Annotated in this window: 21 protein-coding genes and 1 pseudogene; 11 read left to right on the plus strand and 11 right to left on the minus strand. The window is 67.0% G+C overall.

Going from position 1 to position 20,715, the window contains the following annotated elements; translation table 11 throughout:
- Positions 1-7 precede the first annotated feature (7 nt).
- From DCO45_RS15910 to rbsD, 3 genes are read left to right on the plus strand one after another with little or no spacing between them, the layout of a single operon-like run.
- The gene (locus DCO45_RS15910) at positions 8-1,057 is read left to right on the plus strand and encodes a LacI family DNA-binding transcriptional regulator (RefSeq protein ID WP_116926752.1); all 1,050 of its coding nucleotides are present in this window, start codon (positions 8-10) and stop codon (positions 1,055-1,057) included.
- Positions 1,054-2,028 (plus strand): ribokinase, encoded by a 975-nt coding sequence (rbsK, locus tag DCO45_RS15915; protein ID WP_260718454.1) that lies wholly within the window; start codon positions 1,054-1,056, stop codon positions 2,026-2,028. Before DCO45_RS15910 ends, rbsK begins: the two co-directional genes overlap by 4 nt.
- Positions 2,025-2,426, plus strand: a complete 402-nt coding sequence (rbsD, locus tag DCO45_RS15920) for a D-ribose pyranase (protein ID WP_116926753.1) — start codon at positions 2,025-2,027, stop codon at positions 2,424-2,426. Before rbsK ends, rbsD begins: the two co-directional genes overlap by 4 nt.
- An 83-nt stretch (positions 2,427-2,509) precedes the next feature.
- Here rbsD and DCO45_RS15925 read toward each other — a convergent pair whose 3' ends face one another.
- The 3 genes from DCO45_RS15925 to DCO45_RS15935 form a co-directional block, all read right to left on the minus strand.
- Positions 2,510-3,781, minus strand: coding sequence for a HAMP domain-containing sensor histidine kinase (locus DCO45_RS15925; RefSeq protein ID WP_116926754.1), 1,272 nt, complete (start codon positions 3,779-3,781; stop codon positions 2,510-2,512).
- A gap of 37 nt (positions 3,782-3,818) precedes the next feature.
- Complete coding sequence (locus tag DCO45_RS15930) at positions 3,819-4,547, minus strand: response regulator transcription factor (RefSeq protein WP_116926852.1); 729 nt, start codon at positions 4,545-4,547, stop codon at positions 3,819-3,821.
- Positions 4,548-4,676: 129 nt separating this feature from the next.
- Positions 4,677-6,026 carry an MFS transporter gene (locus tag DCO45_RS15935; RefSeq protein WP_116926755.1) on the minus strand — a complete coding sequence of 450 codons (1,350 nt, stop codon included), beginning with the start codon at positions 6,024-6,026 and terminating at the stop codon, positions 4,677-4,679.
- Positions 6,027-6,187: 161 nt separating this feature from the next.
- Between DCO45_RS15935 and DCO45_RS15940 the strand changes: the two genes are divergently transcribed.
- The 5 genes and pseudogenes from DCO45_RS15940 to cysC all read left to right on the plus strand — a co-directional run.
- Positions 6,188-6,889, plus strand: a complete 702-nt coding sequence (locus DCO45_RS15940) for an AraC family transcriptional regulator (protein WP_116926756.1) — start codon at positions 6,188-6,190, stop codon at positions 6,887-6,889.
- 78 nt (positions 6,890-6,967) lie between these two features.
- Positions 6,968-7,912: a DMT family transporter gene (locus DCO45_RS15945; protein WP_243419382.1), complete on the plus strand. Its 945-nt coding sequence runs from the start codon at positions 6,968-6,970 to the stop codon at positions 7,910-7,912.
- Positions 7,913-8,000: 88 nt separating this feature from the next.
- On the plus strand, positions 8,001-8,354 hold the full coding sequence (locus tag DCO45_RS15950; RefSeq protein ID WP_116926758.1) for a hypothetical protein: 354 nt from the start codon (positions 8,001-8,003) through the stop codon (positions 8,352-8,354).
- Complete coding sequence (locus DCO45_RS15955; protein WP_165841214.1) at positions 8,344-8,862, plus strand: GNAT family N-acetyltransferase; 519 nt, start codon at positions 8,344-8,346, stop codon at positions 8,860-8,862. The genes DCO45_RS15950 and DCO45_RS15955 overlap by 11 nt, the downstream gene beginning before the upstream one ends.
- 44 nt (positions 8,863-8,906) lie before the next feature.
- Positions 8,907-9,485 (plus strand): annotated as a pseudogene (gene cysC, locus DCO45_RS15960) (adenylyl-sulfate kinase); the annotation flags it as partial.
- Positions 9,486-9,509: 24 nt separating this feature from the next.
- Here the strand turns inward: cysC and DCO45_RS15965 are convergent.
- The 6 genes from DCO45_RS15965 to DCO45_RS15990 are packed head-to-tail and all read right to left on the minus strand — an operon-like array spanning position 9,510 to position 14,658.
- Positions 9,510-10,034 carry a tail fiber protein gene (locus DCO45_RS15965; RefSeq protein ID WP_116926761.1) on the minus strand — a complete coding sequence of 175 codons (525 nt, stop codon included), beginning with the start codon at positions 10,032-10,034 and terminating at the stop codon, positions 9,510-9,512.
- Positions 10,035-10,054: 20 nt separating this feature from the next.
- Entirely contained in the window at positions 10,055-11,200 is a 1,146-nt protein-coding gene (locus tag DCO45_RS15970; protein ID WP_133248174.1) for an amino acid ABC transporter substrate-binding protein, read from the minus strand.
- A complete protein-coding gene (locus DCO45_RS15975) occupies positions 11,197-12,222 on the minus strand; it encodes a sulfotransferase family protein (RefSeq protein ID WP_133248175.1) in 1,026 nt (341 codons plus the stop codon). The genes DCO45_RS15970 and DCO45_RS15975 overlap by 4 nt, the downstream gene beginning before the upstream one ends.
- Positions 12,210-13,064, minus strand: coding sequence for an aspartyl/asparaginyl beta-hydroxylase domain-containing protein (locus DCO45_RS15980; protein ID WP_116926764.1), 855 nt, complete (start codon positions 13,062-13,064; stop codon positions 12,210-12,212). Before DCO45_RS15980 ends, DCO45_RS15975 begins: the two co-directional genes overlap by 13 nt.
- Positions 13,061-14,023 (minus strand): collagen-like protein, encoded by a 963-nt coding sequence (locus DCO45_RS23375; RefSeq protein WP_133248176.1) that lies wholly within the window; start codon positions 14,021-14,023, stop codon positions 13,061-13,063. Before DCO45_RS23375 ends, DCO45_RS15980 begins: the two co-directional genes overlap by 4 nt.
- Positions 14,020-14,658 (minus strand): hypothetical protein, encoded by a 639-nt coding sequence (locus DCO45_RS15990; protein ID WP_133248177.1) that lies wholly within the window; start codon positions 14,656-14,658, stop codon positions 14,020-14,022. The genes DCO45_RS23375 and DCO45_RS15990 overlap by 4 nt, the downstream gene beginning before the upstream one ends.
- Before the next feature lie 238 nt (positions 14,659-14,896).
- On the opposite strand from DCO45_RS15990, the gene DCO45_RS15995 reads away from it, so the two are divergent.
- Positions 14,897-15,754, plus strand: coding sequence for a M48 family metallopeptidase (locus DCO45_RS15995; protein ID WP_116926766.1), 858 nt, complete (start codon positions 14,897-14,899; stop codon positions 15,752-15,754).
- A 20-nt stretch (positions 15,755-15,774) separates the two neighbouring features.
- On the opposite strand, the gene DCO45_RS16000 is transcribed toward DCO45_RS15995, so the two are convergent.
- On the minus strand, positions 15,775-16,074 hold the full coding sequence (locus tag DCO45_RS16000; RefSeq protein WP_232539474.1) for a DUF2218 domain-containing protein: 300 nt from the start codon (positions 16,072-16,074) through the stop codon (positions 15,775-15,777).
- Positions 16,075-16,079: 5 nt separating this feature from the next.
- On the minus strand, positions 16,080-17,105 hold the full coding sequence (locus DCO45_RS16005) for an alpha/beta hydrolase-fold protein (RefSeq protein WP_116926767.1): 1,026 nt from the start codon (positions 17,103-17,105) through the stop codon (positions 16,080-16,082).
- A gap of 162 nt (positions 17,106-17,267) precedes the next feature.
- Between DCO45_RS16005 and DCO45_RS16010 the strand changes: the two genes are divergently transcribed.
- Entirely contained in the window at positions 17,268-18,191 is a 924-nt protein-coding gene (locus DCO45_RS16010; protein WP_232539473.1) for a helix-turn-helix transcriptional regulator, read from the plus strand.
- A 152-nt stretch (positions 18,192-18,343) separates the two neighbouring features.
- A complete protein-coding gene (locus tag DCO45_RS16015; RefSeq protein ID WP_116926769.1) occupies positions 18,344-20,653 on the plus strand; it encodes a TonB-dependent siderophore receptor in 2,310 nt (769 codons plus the stop codon).
- Positions 20,654-20,715 lie beyond the last annotated feature (62 nt).

Genomic DNA, 20,715 nt, shown 5'->3' on the forward strand with positions numbered 1-20,715 from the left:
GGTGGCAATGAGCAGTATCAAGGATGTGGCGCGCCTGGCGGGCGTGTCCGTCACCACGGTCTCGCATGTGCTCAACAAGACGCGCGCGGTGCTGCCGGCCACGCAAGAGCGCGTGCTCGAAGCCGTGCAGACCCTGGGCTATGTGCCCAGCGCCGTGGCGCGCAGCCTCAAGATCAACGCCACGCACACCATCGGCATGCTGGTGCCGGACAACTCCAACCCCTACTTTGCCGAGCTGGTGCGCGCCGTCGAAGACGCCTGCTTTGCCGCCGGCTATGCACTGCTGCTGTGCAATACCGACAACCATGCCGGGCGCCAGCAGGTCTACCTGGATGTGCTGTCGCAAAAGCGGGTCGATGGCCTGATCGTGGCCTCGACCAGCGATGATGCGCTGATGTCCCAGCACCTGGCGCAGACGGCGCTGCCGATGGTGCTGATCGACCGGGCCATTGTCGGCCTGGAGCGGCCTTGCGTGCAGACCGACCATGTGCAAGGCGGCATGCTGGCCACCCAGCACCTGATGGCGCTGGGCCGCAAGCGCATTGCCTGTGTGGGCGGCCCGCAGGACCTGCAGTCCAGCGAGCAGCGGGTGCAGGGCTGGCGCCAGGCGCTGCAGCTGGTGGGCCTGCCCAGCGATTTGCTGGTGCATGGCGATTTCACCGCCAATGGTGGCTATGTGGCGATGCGGCGCCTGCTGCGCGACCGTGCCGCCGACCGGCCCACGGCCATATTTGCCTGCAACGACCTGATGGCCATGGGCGCGCTGCGCGCCGTACATGAAGCGGGCCTGCAGGTGCCCCGCGATGTGGCCGTGGTGGGCTATGACGATATCGAGCTGGCGGGCTACACCCAGCCGGCGCTGACCACGGTGGCCCAGCCCACCCAGGCCATGGCCGAGCAAGCGCTGGCCTGGCTGCTCGAACGCATCCAGGCGGGCCGCGGCGCTGAGCCTGTCGCGGCGGCCACGCAGCTGCTGGTGCCGGCGCTGGTGACCCGCGAGAGCAGCCGGTCCCTGGCCCGGGCCGCCGTGCCGATTGCGATTGGAGAAAACCTGTGAATGTGCCTATCTTGAGCCAGGCCCCGCGTATCGTGGTGCTGGGCAGTTTGAACATGGACCTGGTGCTGCGCGTGCCGCATATGCCGCGCGCTGGCGAGACCATGCTGGGCCAGTCGCTCAGCCAGGTGCCTGGCGGCAAGGGCGGCAACCAGGCCGTCAGCTGCGCGCGCCAGGGGGCGGCCGTCAGCCTGCTGTCCTGCGTGGGCGAGGACGCCTATGCCGACCAGCTGCTCGCTGGCCTCGTGGCCGACCATATCGATGTGCAGCATGTGCAGCGCAGCGCGCGCGATGCCACCGGCGTGGCCGTCATCAGCGTCGATGACAGCGCCCAGAACCAGATCGTGGTGGTACCCGGCGCCAACCTGCGCTTGCAGGTGACCGAGCCGGTGCTGCGCCCGCTGCTGCAGGATGCCGCCTATGTGGTGCTGCAGTTCGAGACGCCGCTGGAAGAAGTGGACCAGGCCTTGCGCAGCGCGCGCGCCGTGGGCTGCAAGACGGTGCTCAACCCCTCGCCGGTGCAGCCGCTGCCCGATGCCTGGTGGCCTGCGATTGATGTGCTGGTGGTCAACGAAGCCGAGGCCGCGCAGCTGAGCGGCAGCCCGGTCGACAGCCCCGAGAGCGCCGCCCGCGCCGCGCGCTGGCTGCAGGCCAAGGGCGCCGGCCAGGTGGTGGTGACCCTGGGCAGCCAGGGCGCCGTCTGCTGCGATGCGCGCAGCGCCAGCACCGCAGAGGCCCCTGCCCATTGGCACCGCGCGCCCCAGGTGCAGGCGGTAGATACCACGGCCGCCGGCGACACCTTCCTGGGTGCGCTCACCGTGCAACTGGCCTCCGGCGCCAGCCTCGACGAGGCCACGCAGTGGGCCATCCGCGCCGCTGGCATTTGCGTGACGCGCGCCGGTGCGCAGCCTTCCATCCCCTTCCATGCCGAGGTCGCCACCCGCACCGAAGCCAGCCCCTGGAGTCCCGTATGAAGCGAGCCGCACTGTTGAATATCGAGTTGTCGCAGATCATCGCCAGCATGGGCCATGGCGATATGTTGGTGATTGGCGATGCCGGGCTGCCGGTGCCCCCCGGCGTGCGGCGCGTGGACCTGGCCGTGGCCCGTGGCGTGCCGAGCCTGGACCAGGTGCTGCAGGCCATCTTGAGCGAGCTGCAGGTGGAGACCGCCACCGTGGCCCTGGAGTGCCTGGACGGGCAGCAACTGCCGGCCTGGTACCAGCAGCGCCAAGCCGATGGCCTGCCGAGCGCGCCGCAATGCGTGCCGCATGAAGAGTTCAAGACCCTGAGCCGCCAGGCCGTGGCGGTGGTGCGCACCGGCGAATGCACACCGTACGCCAATATCGTGCTGCATTCGGGCGTGGTGTTTTAAGAAGGCGTCGCCCTGAAAGCGCTTGAATAAAAAAAGAGTCTCAGCCGCTAGGCAAGACCCTTTGGTGCGTGCTTGAGCCGCTGTCACACGTTGGGCGGAGGCAGCGCTTGTGCAGGTGCGGTGCGTGCCAGCGGTGCCAAAGGCAGGCGCAGCACAAAGACTGCGCCGCCACCGTCACGCCCCTCGCAGTGCACGCTGCCTTCGTGGCGTTCGGCAATCGAGCGCACCAGGGCCAGGCCCAGGCCCACACCGCCATGGCGTTCGCTGGCGCCAGGCATGCGGTAAAAAGATTCAAAAATGCGCTCGCGCTGGTCGGGCGGCACGCCGGGCCCCCGGTCGGCCACGCGGATCTCGGCATAGGCGCCTTGCTTGTCCAGGAACAGGGTGATCGGGCCCTGGGAGTAGCGGCGGGCGTTTTCCAGCAGGTTGCGCACGGCGCGGCGCAGCAGCTTGGCAATGCCGCGCACCTCGATCGCATCGCCGTGCATGTCGGCGACTTCCAGATCGGCCTCGACCCGCGCGCACTCTTCGGCGCACAGGCCGATGATGTCGATCATCTCGGGGGTGCCCACATCGGCCTCGCGCGCGCCCAGGCGGCTGGCCAGCAGGATCTCGTCGACCAGCTGGTCGAGCTCGGCGATATTGCGCTGGATCTCCTGCTTGAAGGTGGGCGAGGGCTTCTCGCCCATCAGCTCCACCCCCATGCGGATGCGGGTCAGCGGGCTGCGCAGCTCATGCGAGGAGTTGGCCAGCAGCGATTTGTGCGCCTGCACCAGTGCCTCGATGCGGGCGGCGGCGGCATTGAACTGCTCGGCCAGGTCGCTGACCTCGTCATTGCCGCGTACATCGACGCGCACGGACAGGTCGCCATCGCCAAACTGCTTGACGCCTTTGCGCAGCGCTTCGAGCCGGCCCATCAGGCGGCGGATGATGGGGAACACGCCGACCACGACGACGACACCGATGAGGCCCAGCATCCAGAAAAAGCCAAACGGCGGCTTGACCCAGAACCACCAGGGGCCCAGGTTGGGCGGCGGGGGGCGGTGGCCTTCGCCCCGGCCGGAGCGGCGCTGCAGCTCCATCTCGTAGGTGCGGCCCTGGTCGTCTTCAATCAGGTAGAGCACCAATTCGCTCGGGTCGCCGGGCTGGCGCACCGCCTCGCCATGCAGCAGCACTCCGCCATCGGCACTGCGGATCAGCAGCTCGCGCGCGGGCGGCTGCAGCGGCGTGGCGTTTTTCTCCGCCGCCGCCTGCCAGGCCCAGCCAATCACCAGGATCAGCACGGCCACGCCGCCCACCACGGTGAGCCAGATGCGCAGATAAAGCCGCTCGGCGAAGTATTTGTAGAGATGCATGCGTGCAAACGTGCAAAGGGGGCGCTAGCGCCGGGTCTCAGTCCTGCTGTTTGGCAAACACATAGCCCACGCCGCGCACGGTCAGGATACGGCGCGGGTTTTTCGCATCGGCCTCGATGGCGGCGCGGATGCGGCCCATGTGCACGTCGATGGAGCGGTCAAAGGCTTCGAGCTCGCGGCCGCGCACCGCTTCCATGATCTGGTCGCGGCTGAGCACGCGGCCGGCGCGCTCGGCCAGGGTGACCAGCAGGTCAAACTGGTAGCTGGTCAGGTCGGCGGGCTTGCCGCTGATGGTGACAGCCCGGGCGTCGCGGTCGATCTCCAGGCTGCCAAAGCGCAGCACCTGGCTGGCCGGGGCCGCGGCGCTGCCGCCATCGACGCGGCGGCGCAGAATGGCGCGGATGCGGGCGAGCAGCTCACGCGGCTCAAACGGCTTGGGCAGGTAGTCATCGGCGCCCACTTCGAGGCCGATGACGCGGTCCATCGGGTCGCCCTTGGCGGTGAGCATCAGGATAGGCACCTGGGCCGCGGGGCCGCTCAAGGTGCGGATGCGGCGGCAGACCTCCAGGCCGTCCAGATCGGGCAGCATCAGGTCGAGGATGACCAGGTCGGGCGACTGGCCGCTGGCCGGGTCCTGCAGCGCCGACAGGCCGCTGGCGCCATCGGCCATGTGGCTGACCTGCAGCCCCGACTGGCCCAGATACTCGCTCACCATATTGGCCAGACGCTCGTCATCTTCGATCATCAACAGTTGGTGGGTATGCATGGCAGTCATGGTTATGGGCGGGAGAACCCGCAGATTTTGCTATAGGGGGCCATCGTGGCACGCTGGGGTCGCGCCGGATTGTCCCTGCCGTAAAGTTTGGTAAACCGCACCGAGCTCCCGTCAACGTTCTCAAAACTCCCCAGTGACAGGTCTGATGCGCGAGGCCAGCCAGACCAGCACCAGCACCGGCAGCCCCAAGAGCGCCGTCGATACAAAGAACTGCGCATAGCCAAAATGGTCCACGTACACGCCCGAGAACCCGGCGATCCACTTGGGCAGCAGCATCATCATCGAGCTGAACAGCGCGTACTGCGTGGCCGAGTAGTTCACATTGGTGAGGCTCGACAGGTAGGCGATAAAGGCGGCCGACGCAATACCGCCGGCCAGGTTGTCGGCCGAGACCACGGCAATCAGGCCCGCCAGGTCATGGCCGCGCGTGGCCAGCCAGGCAAACAGCAGGTTGCTGCCCGCTGAGAGCACCGCGCCCAGCATCAAGACCCGCATCACGCCGATGCGCATCGAGATCACGCCGCCAATAAAGGCGCCGACCAGGGTCATGATGACGCCAAAGATCTTGCTGACCGAGGCGACCTCGGCCTCGGTGTAGCCCATGTCCACATAGAAAGGGTTGGCCATGATGCCCATCACCACGTCCGAGATGCGGTAGATCGCAATCAAGGCCAGGATCAGCACTGCATGCCAGCCGTAGCGGCCGATGAAGTCGGCAAACGGGGCGACCAGTGCCTCCTGCAGCCACTGGGCGGCATTGCGGGCGGGGGTCATGGGCTTGGCCGCCGGCTCAGGCGACAGCAGCACGGTGACCACGCCCACCAGCATCGAGGCGGCCATCACCATATAGGCAAAGCCCCAGGCCTGGCGCTGGTAGTCGCCCGCGCCCTCTTGCAGGCCCAGGGCCACCAGCCACAGCACGCCGGCGCCGGCCCAGATCATCGCGATGCGGTAGCCGGTCTGGTAGGTGGCGGCCAGCGCGGCCTGGCGATCGGCGTCGGCCGATTCGATGCGGTAGGCATCGAGCGCAATATCCTGCGTCGCCGAACCAAAGGCCACCGCCAGCGCGCACCAGACCACATGGTTGAGGTGCAGCTGCGGATCGACCCAGGCCATGCCCAGCAGGCCGGCAACTACCAGGCCCTGGGCCAGCAGCAGCCAGCTGCGCCGGCGCCCCAGCAGGCGCGTGAGGCCGGGCAGCGGCAGCCGGTCAACCAGCGGCGACCAGACCCATTTGAAGGCATAGGCCAGGCCCACCCAGCTGAGGTAGCCGATGGTGCTGCGGTCGATGCCGGCCTTGCGCAGCCAGAACGACAAGGTGCCCAGCACCAGCAGCAGCGGCAGGCCGGCAGAAAAGCCCAGCGCCAGCATGCGCAGGCTGGCCGGCTCGGTATAGACGCGAAACGTGTCCGCCCAGGAGCGGCGGGCGGCGGGGGAGGAGGCGGTAGCGGGCGAAGAGGTGTCGGCCATGCGGACGAGGCGTACAGTAAAAAGGGGTGGGCCAGGCCAGGCCCGGACAATGCGCCAATATACGCTGATCCGCGCTGCTGAACGGGGCAAGCGGCGCAACAAGGGGTCAGGGCCCACGCTTGGCTACACTGTGCGCTATGCACTGATGCACCGCTGCTGCCATGGCCGACCACCACCACCACCGCTTGCTGGCTCCTGACTACTCTGTTCGCCACTACGAAGGCGAGCAGCAGGCGCACAGCCATGACCATGTGCAGCTCTTGTATGCACTGGCCGGCCGCATGGAGCTGGAGGTCGATGGCAAGGCCGCCTATGTCGATACCGCCAGCGGCGTGGTGATACCGGCGGGTGCCACCCACGCCTACCTGGCACAAAAAGGCAGCGCGCTGGCCGTGGTGGATGTGCCCGACGGCGCAGACTGGGCGCAGATGCGCCGCTTTGCCGCCCCGCCGCGCGACTGGCTGGCCACCCATGCCTCGGCCTTGACGGTCGCCCAGGCCCATGTGGCCTGGGTGCAGCAGTCGCCCGCGCTGCTGCTGCGCCGCGTGCTGGATGTGCAGGCCATCACCGCTGCGGTACGGGCCGATCTGGCCGGCGACTGGCGCACCCCCCAACTGGCGGCGCTGGCACACCTGAGCGCCCAGCGCTTTCATGTGCGCTGGCAGGAGCTGACCGGCAGCACCCCCCAGCAATGGCTGCGCGACCTGCGCCTGACCGAGGCCAGCCAGGCCCTGGCCGCCGGCCAGCCGCTGGAGACCACGGCGCTGCGCTGCGGCTACAGCACGGCCAGCGCGCTGGCCTATGCGCTGCGGCGCGATCGCGGCGTGGGCAGCCGCAGCCTGCGCAAACGCGGCGGCGCATGATGCGCTGGGTGCGTTTGGCAGCCCAGCCACAAGCGTTTCTCGACATTTGCCCCGGCCCCGTCGCGGCACCATAGCGGCATGACACAGACTTCCAGCGGCATGGCATCCCCCGCCCCTTCTTCATTTTTCAGCGCCTCTGCGCAAGGTATTGCGCTGGTCGCCATTGCCGGCGTGCTCTGGGGCACCAGCGGCACCGCCCAGTACCTGGGGGCTGCGGGGCTGTCGCCGTTCTGGGTGGGGGCTGCGCAGCTGGCGGTGGCGGCGGCATTTTTGGGCCTGAGCCTGCTGTGGGCGCGGCGTGGCAGCACCGGCAGCCTGGTGCTGCGGCCCCGCCAGGCGGGGCTGCGGCTGTCGTCGTTCTTCTGGGCCTCGCTGGGCATTGGCGGCTACAGCGTGTTTTTCTACGCCGGCCTGCAGATGGCCGGTGTGGGCGTGGGCACAGCCGTTGCCATTGGCAGCAGCCCCATCTGGGCGGGCCTGCTGCAGGCCGTGGTGCTGCGCGCGCCACTGTCGCCGCTGTGGTGGCTGGGCACCTTGGTCAGCGTGGCCGGCGGTGTGGCCATGGTGATGGGCGAGGGCGGCAGCAGCCAGGTCTCCTGGCCCGGCTTGGCGCTGTGCCTGCTGGCGGGTCTGTCCTATGCCGGCTATGCGCTGGTCAACAAGCGCCTGGTCAGCCATATGTCCCCCAAGGTGGTGAACTTCTATGTGTTCAGCGGCGCGGCACTGCTCGCACTGCCGGTGGCCGCACTGTATGCGGGCATGCCGCAGTGGAGCCTGTCTGCCGTGCTGGTTGTTGTCTACCTGGGCGCCGTTGTCTCGGGCATTGCACATTTATTGTTCTCGATGGGTCTGCGCCATATCTCGGGGCCCACCGGCGTGGCGCTCAGCCTCATCGAGCCGGTGGCGGCCTTTGTGCTGGCCGTGTGGATCGTCGGCGAACACCAGCCCTGGGTGGCCTGGGTGGGGCTGGCCGCCGTGCTGCTGGGGCTATGGGTGGTCGTGAAAGCCGAGATGCTCAGTTGACTGCCGGGTCGCACATGGACGGCGTGTTCTGCAGGCCCGGCGATAGAATGGCGCTCTTGCCACCACGGACTGCGTTTGCTGCCCCTGTATGACCTTGCCAGACACCACTTACCAACTGGATGACGCCGTATGGACGCGGGTGTTGACGCAGGAGATGGCCAGCCAGCTCCAGGGCCAGTCGCTGGTCTTTCTGGCGGGGGACACTGCCGGGCAGACGCAGCAGATTCCGCTGTTGGTGACCGCTTTTGAGGCGCAAAGCCGAGCCGCCCCCGGCATGGCCGCATACCGGCTCAATTTTCAGGGCCCGACGGCCCCGGTTCTGCCCAGCCAGACTTACCGCGCACGCCATGCGGAATGGGGTGATTTTGCGATCATGGTGTCCGCCACCGGCGCCGATGCGCAAGGCGTGTACTACGAAGCCCAATTCAGCCATGCCCTCTGAGCTGCCTGCGGCCCTGCAACTGGGCAGCTTGCAGCTGCGCCAGTCTTTGGCGTCAGATGCGGATTTTTCACGTGCTCTTTACCGCGATGTGCGCAGCGATGAGCTGGCGCTCACCGGCTGGCCACCCGAGGCCATCGATGCCTTCTGCCATTCGCAGTTTGATTTTCAGCGTCAGCATTACCGCAGCTACTACCCCCAGGCGCTGCATTACCTGGTTGAGCGGGATGGCCAACCGGTTGGGCGCCTGATCGTCGATGACAGCGCTGATGCACTGCGGGTTGTCGATATCTCGCTGCTGGCTGCACAGCGCAGCCAAGGCCTGGGCAGCGTGCTGCTGCGGTGGCTGTGCAACCACGCCGACGCGCAGCAGCGGCCCATGGCGCTGAGTGTGGAGCCCCAGAACCGGGCGCGCCATCTATATGGGCGGCTGGGCTTTGTGCAGCTGCCAAGCGATGGGCTGTACTGGACCATGTGCCGTGAGCCTGCCAAGACGGAGCCTGCCGAATGACCGGCCGACCCGATCCCGCTGCTTTTATCTTTCCGCCAGGCCAGGCGGTGCTGCCGGCGCAGCGCGCCGCGCTGATGGGCCATGCGCCCTGCTGCATTTGGCTTACCGGCTTATCGGCCTCAGGCAAGACCAGCCTGGCCCATGCGCTGGAGCGGGCCTTGCACCAGCGCGGCTGCCATACCTATGCGCTCGATGGTGACAACCTGCGCAAGGGGCTCAATGCCGATCTGGGATTCAGCGCCGAGGCGCGGGCAGAAAACATCCGCCGCATGGCCCATGTGGCGCGGCTGATGGTCGATGCGGGTCTGGTCGTTATCGTCTCTGCGATTTCGCCGTTTGCAGCAGACCGGGCACAGGCGCGGGCCTTGTTTGCGCCAGGAGCTTTTGTCGAGGTCTTTGTCGATACGCCCTTGGCTGTGTGTGAGGCGCGCGATCCCAAGGGCTTGTATGCGCGCGCTCGGCGCGGCGAACTGCGCGACTTTACCGGTATCGGCAGCCCGTATGAGCGGCCGCTGCAGCCGGAGCTGCATCTTCAGGGCGAAGATTTGGCGCCTGAAGTTGCTCTGGGCGCCGTGCTGGCTTATCTGGATGCGCTGGGCTTGGAACAGAAGCGGCCCGGCTGAGCGGGCTGCTGAAAGAACACCCTCTCAGTTGCGCGATGGGAAGATGCCTTCAAGTGCAATGATGAAATTTATGCCCAGATAGGGTTGCATGATGGAAATCGGCTGTGACCCACCAGCGATGCTGCTTCCACCCAATGGGACCGTTGTACCTACCCCACTGGCCTCAACGTACTGCGCGTCTCGCTGGTTTGATTGCGCCAGGAATGCGCCCGTAGCCGGAGCCTGTAGCGTACCTGCTGAAGTGCTAGCTATTGTGGGGTGGTTGTGTTGGGGGAGTTGCTGCAGGTTCAACGTGATGGTTGGGGTTCCACTTTGCTCCCCCAGGGTGACGAACGGAAGCCCTGGTCCTTGACCGGCGCCTACCGGCACCCGACCCATCAAATTTGGAAGCTGAAAAGTGGTCTGCCCATTGCCACCATAGGTGGTTCCTAAAATGGAGAACAAGGCTGGATTTTGGCTAATAGCGAGTGTCTGCCCTGCACAGTAAGCCCAGCCCCGCGGGGCAAAATTACCGGCGAACATAGTGATCATGCCAATAAACGGTTCCATGGTCGGTTCCTTTGATGTTGTTAGGTTTGCAGATAGCCATTGAGCCATCCACTGATAAGCGGGGTGGCTGGGCGGTTGAATACGTGGTTGGTTGAGGTCGTTATGCGCGAACTAACCGCGCGCGGGCCCTGCAGCACCGACATCATCCAAGCCTCGTGCAACGCAGAAGCAGAAGGGCCTTGCGTACTTTGGTCGAGGGCAGCCGCAATGCTGTAACCCGCCTCGGCACCCATCAGGGCAGCAGCGGTCCAAGGCAATCCAACCCGCTCAAAACGTTGCTTCCAAACCGGCTGAGCCTGTGCAGCGCTGGGCCATGCACCGGCGGTAACGGCATTGCCGCCGGTATGCACATCCGCCAGCCAAGGCAAGCCAGCCAGTCCCCAAGCGCCTTGCGACTGGGCGTGAGCCTGCCACCAGCGGCCAAAGCGGGCCAACTGCGGACCAGAGTACAAGGCCACAACGGCATCAGGCCGGTGGCTGAAAACGGCAGTGCGCAAGCCGTCAAATTCCGCGCTCTGCGGCCCAAACTCGCCCACATGGCGAGCAACCACCCGCCCCCCCAGCGCCCGGTAGGCATGCTCAAACGTATAGACAAAGTCATAGCCCCCTTCCATCTGCCCAACAGCCAGCACGGCCCGAGGGCCTAGCTGTTGGTAGACGGCCTGCGCCAGCTGCGCGGCGCTGCCGCACAGATCCAGGCTATGGCGCACGACAGCCTGGGGCTGGCCGGGCTCAGCGGAGGCAGGCAGATCGGCGCCGGTATCGCTGGCCCACAGGGGCAGGCCCAGGGGCTGGGCATGGGCAGCGACCTGGGCTTCGACGGCGGGCGGCATCCAACCGACAACACCATGCAGCTGGGGCCGCTGATCGATCGCCGCCGTGATGCTGCGGGCGGCGCGGTTGGGGGTGGGTGGGGCTTCCACCCAGTGCAGCTGTACAGCAACGTCAGGCCGCTGGGCCAGGCCCAGCTCCAGGCCTCGGCGGTAGTCCGATCCCAGATCGGCCACCTTGTGCGACTGGGGAGCGACGGCCAGCAGTTGCCAGGCCTTGGAGGTTTGCCGGGCCGGGGCACTGGGCGCCAGCGCCTGCGCTGCGCTCCAGCCACCGGTCGTGCTGACGGCCACGCTGGTGGAGGCGAGGAAATGGCGTCTTGGAATCATGGTCATATAGCGGCCTCGGAGAGAGTCTCTGCGCGGTCATGGGCTTCGCACCGGGCCCGCAATTGCTGGTAATGGGTGGCCATCCATTGCTCGGCCAGCGCGCGCAATGCAGCGTTGGCCTTGGCATGTTTGTTGTCTGTGTCCTGGACAAAGGGCTCATGCGGCCGTTTGCCGTGGCGCGACAAACGCTCGCGCAGCGCTTGCATGGCTTTTGCATCAGGTTGCCAGGACAGCCGTGGCAGAACCAGTTGCTCAATGGCCTCGGGCAGCTGAGCATGGTCCAGCACCAGCGCTTGCGCCGGATCGGCGACGCGTGCCATGTCCGCATAAATGCGGCCCAGCATGCGGGCGCAGTACTGCTCGGGCGGCATCGTGGCCTGCTCCAGCAGGCTCAGGCCCGGCAGGCCGAATGTGGGGCCAAAGGCACCGGGCACCAGGTAAAAGGCGCGTTCCTGCATTTGCGACACCAGCACCGCCAGCGGCTCGCGCGTCAGGAACACCGGCAAGGCCTCGGGCCAGGCCTGCATCAGCAGCGGGGCCTGGCCGGTGTTCCAGGCGTCGATCTTGAGGCTGGCCGATTGCAGTGCCGGGCTGGCCGCGTCGCTGCGCTGGGCCCAGGCGCTCATCCAGGCGCGCAAGGCAGCGATGGCTTGCGCGGGGCTGAGCCAGCCGTTGACCAGCGCTTCGCGCAGCAGGAAATCGACGGGAGGCGGCTCGGACATCGCCAGGTGGTGGGCACTTTCGGCCAGGGCCTGGGGGAACAGGGTGGAGCCGCAGCGCGAGACATGGAAGACCAGCAAGCAGGGTGCCATGCCCGGCGACTGCGCGTGCCAAGCCAGCAGCACCTCCAGCGGTGTCTGGCGGCGAAACGCCTGGTTGAACGGGGTGCCCAGCAGCGGCTTGAGGCTCTCTTGGTAGAACGGTGCGCGCAGCGGCGCATCGCCCAGGCGCGCCCAGTCCACCATGACCTGGGCCCCATCCCAGTACAGCCGAACGGGCCGCCAGCCCCGGAGTGTCAGAGCATCCATTGGGCATTCCAGGCGCGGCGCCCGGCCTTCATCGCCGATTCCACATCGGAGGCATCAAACACCAGCCCCTGGGCCTGGCCCAGCGCGATGCTGCGGGCGCTCAGACTGGCCAGATCCGGGCAGCCGGCCAGCGCATCGGCCAGAGATTCTTGCACAAACACGGCCTGGCGAAACTGCGCAAAGGCCAGCCAGGGGTCGCCGTCATCGGTGGCAGGCTCGCCCTGGTCACCGGCTGCAAAGGCCTGTGCCAGGCGCTCGTCGACCAGCACATCGGCCACCAGGTGGATGCGCGCCTTGCCGCTGCGGTTGCGCACGCGGTGGGGCAGGGAGACATCGGTGTACCAGCATTCGCCCACGCGCATCGGCACGCGCTGGCCACCCAGGTGGAAAAACACCTTCTCTTCGGTTTGCAAGGGGATGTGCAGCCGGGCATCGCCCTCGGCGGCACACAGGCCCGCGTCGGTGTGTTCCATGATCTCGCTGTCGGGCTGCAGGCGCATCAGGCGCACCGATTTGCACTGCAGGTCCAGGCTGCGCAACAGCTCGGCAATGGCCGGGCAGGCCTGCAGCGCTTCGCAGTCGGTATAGGCGTCCACGTCTGCATCCATCGGCATGATGTCCGATGGTGCCTGGGCAGACGCCCGCAAGGCCAGCGCCTGCCAGCCGCCGTCATGCCGGCCCTGGTTGAAATGCATGCGCCACAGCGATTCAGGCAACTGCTGGGCTTGCTGCAAGGCGGCCGCTACCTCCAGGCGCCAGGGCAGGCGCATGGTGGTGATGCCCTGCAGGCGCAGACCCTGACGGGGCTGGGCTGGTGGGCAGGGAGCGGCTGCTAGGGTCATGGGACGGCGGGAGCGACCGGAGCGCAGAGCGCGTAGGCTGTGCAGCTCAAGGAGCCATCACCCACGAAAGAGTTGAGCACGCGTACCGTCCAGCCTTGCGTGCCGCCACAGCTGGCAGGCGTGCCTGGTGCACTGGCCGAGACGCGCACATCAAAGTTCGCATTGCCACCCTTGGCATTGGCCGCTTCGTAGCCGCCACCCACCACTTGTTCGTTTGCGGCGCAGCAGGCCGAAGCCTGGCAGAGTTCACCTGATTTGGTGTCGGAGCGCAGATTGACCGCAGCAATGGAGCCTGGCGCACCTGTTGCACCGGTAGGGCCGATGGGGCCCTGGGGACCGGTCGCACCGGTGAGGCCAACGGGGCCTGGAATGCCTTGTGGTCCAGTGGGGCCTTGTGGGCCAACCGCGCCTGCAGGGCCTGTGGAGCCCGTGGCGCCAGTCGCACCCACGGGACCGACTGGGCCGGCGGGGCCTGCGTTACCCGTGGGGCCGACCGGGCCAACGGGGCCTGCTACACCGGTCGTGCCAGTGGGGCCTGCAGGGCCTGTGGCGCCTGCGGGACCCACTGCGCCTGCAGGGCCAATTTCACCGGCAGGGCCGGCAGGGCCAGCGGGGCCGGTGGCACCCACCGGGCCAGCGGCACCTTGAGGGCCCGTGGGGCCAGCAGGGCCCGTCGCCCCGGTGCCAATGCCGTCGGCGCAGCGCAGCAGGCGGCCCGTGGCGGGGTCCATACACAGCTGCTCGGTACCGGTGGCCGGCGCGGAAGGCAGCGGCGGGGCATAGGTCTCGCCAGTTCCCTGCACCCGGAACAGATCCTGGTTGGCCTGGCCCTTGATGACAAAGCCCGAGCCCGCCGCCGGCTTGAAGCTGGTATCGGCGGACCAAGCGGCGCTGGCAACCAGGGCCATGATGCCGCCGGCCAGCCAACGGCTGTGGAAGAAGGAGGTGACGAGGTTCATGGCTGGGTTCTCAGAAAAGAGCGAATGCGGGCGGAGCGCAAGGCGCCCCAAGACAGAAGCGAAAGCAGCAGCGCGAGGCTGGCCGTCCAGCCCAGGCCGGAGACTGGCACGGCGACGGGCGCGGTGCTGGGCGGTGGGCCGACATAGACATTGACCAGATTCACGTTTTGCTGGGTGACTTGTGCGCCGGGGCCCAGCGTGAAGGTCGCCGGTTGGCCGGCAGCGGTGGTGATCTGCAGCGGCTGGCCTGGCTGGCCCTGCAGCACCAGGCTGCCGGTGACCACGATATTGGCGCCGTTGGGCAGCACAAAGCTCTGGCCACTGCTGGAGCTGAGGGTGAGGTTGGCCACGGTGGTGACGCCGGTGACCGTGATGCTGGCCCCGGGGGCGGCGCAGGAGCCGTCAAACACCATGGCGCTGGCTGCGGCGTTCAAGCTGCCCTGGTTGCGGAAATCAGAACCCAGTTGGATGCTGCCCTGGGCATCGAGCACGCCACCCGCTTCAATGAGGAAGGCACCGGCATTTTGCAAGCTGCCCCCATCCAGGGCGTAAGTGCCTGCAATCGTGACAGATTCACAGCCCAGATCCTGGCTGCCTCCGCCCAGGCTCCCTTCAGAGCCGGCGGGGATTTCCATCTGCGCCTGTGCGGCGGAGGCGAAGCCGACCGCGAGGCACGCGGCGGCAAGAAGACGCAGGTAAGGCATGGGCGGCCCGCTTTGCTTGGAAGCAAAATGTAATAAGGTGTCGATTTGTACCAGAGCCCACCATTGTTTGCAATTTATTTGTTAAATATGTTCATCGATGTACCAAGCGAAATCGTATATGGGGCTAAAAATGCTGTGCAATCATCGCTCTTTCATGATTGGAACTGGAATGCCTGATCTACCCCATCCCTCACCACTGTTCAGCTGCGCCTGCCAAGGGCGCCGTGCCTGGCTGCAGGCCCTGGTGGCCGGAGCTGTGGTGGCCAGTGCTGGCGGGACGGGCACGGCCTGGGCGCAGGTGGAGGTGGGCAAGTCGTCGGCGCTGCGCAACCTGGTGCCGGCCGAAGCGCTGGAGCAGGCGGCACAGCAGCAGTACGGGGAGCTGCTGGCGCAGGCCAAGCAGCAGGGCGCATTGGCGGGGCCGGGCAATGCCCAGCTGCAGCGCCTGCAGACGATTGCCCAGCGCCTGATTGCACAGGCCCTGCCCTGGAACCCGCGCGCCAAGGACTGGAAGTGGCAGGTGAACCTGATCGGCAACAAGCAGATCAACGCCTTTTGCATGCCTGGCGGCAAGATCGTGTTCTACACCGGGCTCATTGACCAGCTCCAGCTCAGCGACGACGAGATTGCGATGGTGATGGGACATGAGATGGCGCATGCGCTGCGCGAGCACTCGCGCGAGCAGCTGGCCAAGACCCAGGCCACTGGCTTGGGCATCCGCCTGGGTGCGGCGATTTTGGGTCTGGGCGATATGGGCACCGCTGCGGCCAACCTGGGCGGCCAGCTGCTTACGCTCAAGTTCAGCCGCTCCGATGAGTCCGACGCCGATCTGGTGGGGCTGGAGATCGCTGCGCGTGCCGGCTATGCACCGCAGGCCGCCGTCAGCTTGTGGGAGAAGATGGGCGCTGCCACCGGCAAGGGCGGCATCGGCTTTTTGTCGACCCACCCGACCGGGCCCAACCGCATTGCCAGCCTGCAGGCCAATGTGCCCAAGGTGCAAGGCCTCTACGAGCAGGCCAAGCGCTAAACGTCAAGCCTAAGACGACCTTACACCCAGGCCACCACCATCGGGTTCTTGCGCGAGAACAGCGCCACATGCGCGTCGATCGCATGGCGCACCCTGGCCAGTGCCTCGGCATTGTCAGCGCTGCAGACAAAGGACAGCATGTCGCCCTCGGCCCGCAGGCTGCAGTGGCCCCAGGGGAACTGGGCCTCACCCTGGTGGCTGTCGTACTGCACGCTGATCTTGCGGCTGAAGTGGTAACACAGGCGCTGCAGATAGCGGCTGGCCTCCGGGGTGGCGACCTGGCCTTGGCTGGAGAGGATGGGTAATGTGGACACAGGCATGGCGCTCAGTCCTCGATCGCCATTGCCAGCGCCTGCTGGGCCGCTGGCAGCATGGCGCTGCCGTGGTCGGCGCCAGGAAAGCTGGCATAGCGCAACTCCAGGTCCGGCGCGCCGCGCAGGCCCTCCATCAGCGCGGGGATGCCCGGGGCGTTCTGGCGCTGGCGCCGTATGGCGTCGCGGGCCGGGTCGCTGGCGGGGGGGGATGGCGCGGGCCGAGATGCCTGCGTGGATGGCGCCACAGGCCTCGCTTCGCGCTCGCCTTGCGTGACCAGCAGCCGCAGCGCCGGCGCATCCTTCGCCTGGCTGGCGGCATGCGCCAAGAATCCGGGCAAGGCCTGCAGCACCAAGCCATCGCGCCACCAGATCGAGGGGCTGGCGGCGACATAGCGGCCAAATCTGCCCGGCCGCGTCAGCAGCGCGTGCAGCACACAGAGGCCGCCGTACGAGTGGCCAAAAAAGGTCTGGCGCGCCGTGTCGATCGGCAAGCTCCCCTCCACCAGCGGGCGCACCTGCTGGTCGATGAAGTCGAGGAAATGGTCGGCACCGCCTTCGGCGCGTCCGCGCGCATCGGTAGCCGGGCCGGGGGCTGGCGGCGTGTAGTCATAGCTGCGCGCAGCAAGGTCCAGCACCTGGCTGTCGGCATAGCCCAGGCCAACGACCACGGCGCCTTGCGTGGGCACCGAGGGCCCGCGCGCAAAACGGTTGCGCATCAGCTGCGCGGTGGGCGTGAACAGCAGGTTGCCGTCAAGCAGATAGAGCACCGGGTAGCCCTGGGGCGGTGGTGGCGCGGGCGGCACGGCCACCATGATGCGGTGCACGCGCTCGGGCGCGCCCGGGCCCGGCATGCCGGGGGCGCGCAGGTCCAGCTGCCGCGTGCCGGGCAGGGTGACCGGTGGCGCGTCCTTCAGGCTGCTGTGCCAGGCGCAGCCGGGCAGCGCGAGCGCAGCGCCCAGGCCCAGCAAACGGCGCCGGGTTATATCGGCCAGTTGGGCCAAGGGCAGGGTGGGAAGAGGGGGCAGGGCGAGTTGCATAGGGGCTGGGCTTGCGGCAAATCAACCATGGGCTTGAGAATGATTTGCATTAAGAAATTATCATGGCAAGCATGGCACAAACCCGCTTGGCCCATGTTTGCTGCAGCAAGAAAGATGTTTGCGCATGCTGGGCTCCTTCAACACGCTCTACCGGCCTGGCCTGTGCGCGCCGCTGATTCCGCGATCAACGCCGAGGCGGAGCTGCGCGCGCATGTCTCGCGGCTGCGCGAGCTGCGCCCTGGCCTGAACCTGCACAGCGAAGACGGCTGCGACCCGCGCGACCAGACCGCGCAGGCCGATATCGATGCCGGGCTGCGCCTGGTGGTGTTGCTCGAAGGGCGTATCGATGTCTCTTACGGCCTGACCCGGGTGGCGCTGAGCCACCAAGGCGCAGGCGCCAGCGCCGCGCTGGTGTCGGTGGCCGAGCGCGAGCGCTTTGAGCGGCGGGCGCGCTCGGGCGTGTACTCGCGCCGCGTCAGCCTGGGGCTCACCCCTGCCTGGCTGGCCCAGGCTGGTGGTGGCGATGGGGCCGGCTGGCCCGATCTGCAGCGCTTCATGCACGAGCACCTGGCCACGCGCCAGTGGCAGCTGTCGCCGCGCGCTGCGGTGATTGCCGAGCAGATCGTGCACCCGCCCGGCTTGACTCCCCTGCTGCAGCACATGTACCTGGAGAGCCATGCGCTGGAGCTCTTGGGCGAGGCGCTGGCCACCGTGGGCGATTGCGAGGCCGCAGCGGCGGGCGGCAGTGCGGCGAGATTGCTGCCGCGCGAACACCAGCGGCTGCGCGAGTTGCATGCGTTTCTCGCCTCGGGCCAGGCCGATGCACTGTCGATGGATGCGATTGCGCGCCAGGCAGGCGTCAATGCCAGCACCTTGCAGCGCCAGTTCCGCAGCGTCTACGGCACCACGGTGTTTGAGTTTTTGCGCGAATGCCGGCTGCAGCGCGCCCGCCAGGCGCTGGAGCGCGATGGCATCACCGTGGGCCAGGCCGCGCTGCTGGCCGGCTACACCAGCGCCGCCAACTTTGCCACCGCCTACCGCCGGCGCTTTGGCCTGGCGCCCAAGCTGGCGCGGGTACGGGTTTAATCACTCGCCTTCCGGCTTTTAGCCTTGCTGCATGCCTGTGCTGCCGCTGGCGCAAACATCTTTGTTGGCCGCGCAAACCACGAGTCACCCCTGCAATGGAAGAATTCGATATTCGGTAATGAAAATCATTTGTCTTTCAAAAAAGGGGTGGTATGGCGATCCAGGCAGGGGAACAGGGGTGGCGTTTGCGCGCCGTGGCAGCGGCGGTGGCGGTGCTGGGCATGCAGGCAGGGGCCCAGGCGCAAACACAGGCTGCAGCGCAAGCGCCGTCGGAGCAGGATCCGACCTTGGCGACGGTGCAGGTGCTGGGCACGGCAGAAAGCGCCTGGAAGCAGGCGCCGGGCGTCTCGACCGTCACGCGCGAGGACCTGGACAGCCAGCCGAGCAATGACCTCGCCGATGTGCTGCGCCAGCAGCCCGGTGTGAACCTGACCAGCAACTCCAGCAGCGGCCAGCGCGGCAACAACCGCCAGATCGACCTGCGCGGCATGGGGCCGGAAAACACCTTGATCCTGGTCGATGGCAAGCCCGTCAACAGCCGCGGATCGGTGCGCTACGGCTGGCGCGGCGAGCGCGACACGCGGGGCGACATGAACTGGGTGCCGCAAGAGGCCGTCGAGCAGATCGAGGTGCTGCGCGGCCCCGCCGCTGCCCGCTACGGCAATGGGGCGGCTGGCGGCGTGGTCAACATCATCACCAAGGGCATCCCCGACAAGCTGAGCGGCAGCGCCACCGTGTACTACAACCAGCCAGAGGATTCGCGCGACGGCAGCAGCAGCCGCACCAGCTTTTCGCTCGCCGGGCCGATCTCCGAGCAGCTGGGCTTTCGCCTGAGCGGCAATGTCGACAAGACCGATGCGGACGCCTGGGACATCAACCAGGGCCATGCCTCGACCCGCACCGGCATTTATGCCGGCACCTTTCCGGCCGGCCGCGAAGGCGTGCGCGACCGCAACCTCTCGGGGCGCCTGAGCCTCAAGCCCGCAGCGGGCCACCGCATCGACTTCGATGCCAGCTTTGCGCGCCAGGGCAATATCTACGCGGGCGATACGCAAAACACCAACAACTACACGGTCGATGCGAATGGCAAGCTGGTGGCCACCTCGCAGCGCGTGCTCGATGCGCTGGGCACCGAGACCAACCGCATGTACCGCTCGACCTATGCCGTCACGCACAAGGGCGAGTACGACTTTGGCAGCTCCACCGCCTACCTGCAGTACGAAACCACGCGCAACACGCGCATGAACGAAGGCCTGGCCGGCGGTACCGAAGGCCTGTTCTCCAGCGATGCCTATGGCACCTCCAAGCTCGACATCCTGACCGCCCATGGCGAGATCAGCGCCCGAGGCCAATGGGGCAGCCTGCCCCATGTGATGACCCTGGGCGCCGAGTGGGTGGAGCAAAAGCTCAACGACAGCAACTCCGTCTCGCAAACCACGACCGAGGCCGGCAGCGTGCCGGGGGTGGACAACACCGGCCGCAGCGGCAAAGCATCGTCGCGCATTGCCTCGCTCTTTGTCGAAGACAACATCGAGCTCAATGCCAGAACCCTGCTGACCCCCGGCCTGCGCCTGGACCAGCACAGCGAGGTGGGCACCAACTGGAGCCCGTCGCTGAACCTGTCGCACTACCTGACGGACAAGGTCACGTTGAAGGCCGGTGTGGCGCGGGCCTACAAGGCGCCCAATCTGTACCAGACGAACCCCAACTACCTGCTCTACAGCCGTGGCATTGGTTGCTGGGGCGCGGGCGGCGCCTGCTACCTGATGGGCAAGGCCGACCTCAAGCCCGAGACCAGCATCAACAAGGAGCTGGGCATCGAGTATGCCGACGAGGGCCTGCTGGCGGGCGTGACCCTGTTCCACAACGACTACCGCAACAAGATCGATGCGGGCATGACCCCGGTGGGCACCGCGACCGGCGGCACCGGCGCCTATGCCAATGCCGATGTGTTCACCTGGACCAATATCCCCAAGGCAGTGGTCTCTGGTGTGGAGGGTACGTTCAACGTCAAGCTCAGCCCCGCAGTGCGCCTGAGCAACAACCTCACGTACATGGTGCAGAGCAAGAACAAGACCACCGGCGAGCAGCTGTCCATCATCCCCAAGTACACGCTCAATTCACGCATGGAGTGGCAGACCACCAACGCCTTGCAACTGCTCGGCTCGGTCACCTGGTACGGCGGCCAAAAGCCCAACAAGCTCGACTACCAGGGCCTGCCGCTGACCGGCGAGGAAACCCGCCGCCTGGCCCCCTATGCGCTGGTGGGCGTGGGCGCGCGCTACAGCTTCAGCAAGGATGTCACCCTGACCGCCGGCATCAAGAACCTGTTTGACAAGCGGCTCTACCGCATGGGCAATGCCGTGGGCGTGAACAACCCGCGCACCATCTACGGCGCAGGGGCCGCCACCTACAACGAGCCCGGTCGCTCGTTCTACGCCTCGCTGACCGCCAAGTTCTGATCGGCGCCCATGCAAAATAGGCCAGCGGCATGCCGCTGGCCTTTGGCGTTAAAACCTGAACC

It is taken from the genome of Comamonas sp. JNW (assembly GCF_003105075.1).
Classification (GTDB): Bacteria; Pseudomonadota; Gammaproteobacteria; order Burkholderiales; family Burkholderiaceae_C; genus Comamonas; species Comamonas squillarum.